The following is a 2445-nucleotide window of genomic DNA, read 5'->3' on the forward strand; positions in this document are numbered from 1 at the left end:
CGAGGGCCGCCACGCCGACGCGTCGCGCCGCTCGTTCTTCGTCATGGACATGTTCCCGTACCCCTCGGGCGCGGGCCTGCACATCGGCCACCCCCTGGGGTACATCGCGACCGACGTGGTCGCGCGGTTCCGCCGGATGCAGGGCGACAACGTGCTGCACGCCCTGGGCTTCGACGCGTTCGGGCTGCCCGCCGAGCAGTACGCCGTGCAGACGGGTCAGCACCCGCGCGTGACGACCGAGGCGAACATCGCGATCATGCAGCGTCAGCTGCGTCGCCTGGGCCTGGCGCACGACCCGCGTCGCACGTTCGCGACGATCGACCCGGACTACGTGCGCTGGACGCAGTGGATCTTCCTGCAGATCTTCGAGTCCTGGTACGACGAGGACGCGGTGCGACCCGACGGCGGCCGCGGCAAGGCGCGTCCGATCAGCGAGCTCGAGGCCGAGCTGGCCGCGGGCACGCGGGCGGTCCCGCCCGTCGCCGGCGTGCGCGAGGGCGTCGCGTGGGCCGCGATGGACGCGGTCGAGCGCCGACGGGTGCTGGACGCGCACCGCCTGGCCTACGTCTCCGAGACGCCGGTCAACTGGTGCCCCGGCCTGGGGACCGTCCTCGCGAACGAGGAGGTCACGGCCGACGGCCGCTCCGAGCGCGGCAACTTCCCGGTGTTCCAGCGCAGCCTGCGGCAGTGGAACATGCGGATCACGGCCTACGCGGACCGCCTGACCGACGACCTGGAGCACATCGACTGGCCCGAGAAGGTCAAGTCGATGCAGCGCAACTGGATCGGACGCTCGTCGGGCGCGCGCGTGCGGTTCGCGGTCGAGGGCGGCCAGTCCGTCGAGGTGTTCACCACGCGGCCCGACACGCTGTTCGGTGCGACCTTCATGGTCGTCGCGCCCGAGCACCCGCTGCTCGACGAGGTGCCCGCTGCCTGGCCCGACGGGACGAAGTCGGTGTGGACCGGCGGCCACGAGTCGCCCGCGGCGGCCGTCGCGGCGTACCGCGCGGAGGCGGCGGCGAAGACCGCGGTGGAACGACAGGCGGACGCGGGCCGCAAGACCGGCGTGTTCACGGGCCACCTTGCCGTCAACCCGGTCAACGGCGAGCTGCTGCCGGTGTTCACGGCCGACTACGTGCTCATGGGCTACGGGACCGGCGCGATCATGGCGGTCCCGGGCGGCGACGCTCGCGACTTCGCGTTCGCGCAGGCCTTCGACCTGCCGGTGGTCTACACGATCGAGGGCGACGAGACGGACGCGGCCCGCACCGGCGACGGCGCGGTGGTGAACTCCTCGAACGACGAGGTCTCGCTCGACGGTCTGGACGTCGCGACCGCCAAGGCGCGCATCGTCGAGTGGCTGTCGGCCAAGGGCGTGGGCTCCGAGACGATCACGTACCGCCTGCGCGACTGGCTGTTCAGCCGGCAGCGCTACTGGGGCGAGCCGTTCCCGATCGTCTACGACGAGAACGACCTGCCGATCGCGCTGCCCGTCGACCTGCTGCCCGTCGACCTGCCCGAGGTGCCGGACTACGCGCCGCGCACGTTCGACGCCGACGACGCGCACTCCTCTCCCGAGCCGCCGCTGGGCCGCAACACCGACTGGGTCGACGTCACGCTCGACCTCGGAGACGGGCCCAAGGTGTACCGCCGCGACACCAACACCATGCCCAACTGGGCCGGCTCGTGCTGGTACTACCTGCGCTACCTGGACCCCACGGCCGACGAGGTCCTCGTCGACCCCGTGCTGGAGAAGTTCTGGCTGGCGCCGGGGCACAGCGGCGACGCGACCGACACCGTCGGTGGCGTGGACCTGTACGTCGGCGGGGTCGAGCACGCGGTGCTGCACCTGCTGTACGCACGGTTCTGGCACAAGGTGCTGTTCGACCTCGGCCACGTCAGCGGTGCCGAGCCGTTCCACAAGCTCTTCAACCAGGGCTACATCCAGGCGTACGCCTACACCGACGAGCGCGGCGTGCACGTCGAGGCGGCCGAGGTCGTCGAGGACGAGTCGTCGCCGACCGGCTTCACCTGGCAGGGCGAGCCCGTCCACCGCGAGTACGGGAAGATGGGCAAGTCGCTGAAGAACATGGTGACGCCCGACGAGATGTACGCCGAGTACGGCGCCGACACGCTGCGCGTGTACGAGATGTCGATGGGTCCGCTCGACCTGTCGCGGCCGTGGGAGACGCGCGCGGTCGTCGGGTCGCAGCGGTTCTTGCAGCGGCTGTGGCGCAACGTCGTCTCCGAGTCCGACGGCACGCTCGTCGTGACCGAGGATGCGCCGTCCGACGAGACGCTGCGCGTGCTGCACCGCACGGTCGCGGACGTCACCGAGGACATGGCGGCCATGCGGATCAACACCGCGATCGCCAAGCTCATCGTGCTCAACAACCACCTGACGACGCTGTCCGCGGCACCGCGCGCCGCGGTCGAGGCGCTCGT

At 71.2% G+C, this 2445-nt stretch carries 1 protein-coding gene; it reads left to right on the forward strand.

Annotation, left to right across the window (positions count from 1 at the left end; translation table 11 throughout):
• A partial coding sequence (leuS, locus tag CWIS_RS17330) for a leucine--tRNA ligase (RefSeq protein ID WP_048344605.1) occupies positions 1 to 2445 on the forward strand: 2445 nt, incomplete at both ends.

The sequence above is a fragment of the Cellulomonas sp. A375-1 genome, from assembly GCF_001040865.1.
In the GTDB taxonomy this organism is placed as follows: Bacteria; Actinomycetota; Actinomycetes; order Actinomycetales; family Cellulomonadaceae; genus Cellulomonas; species Cellulomonas gelida.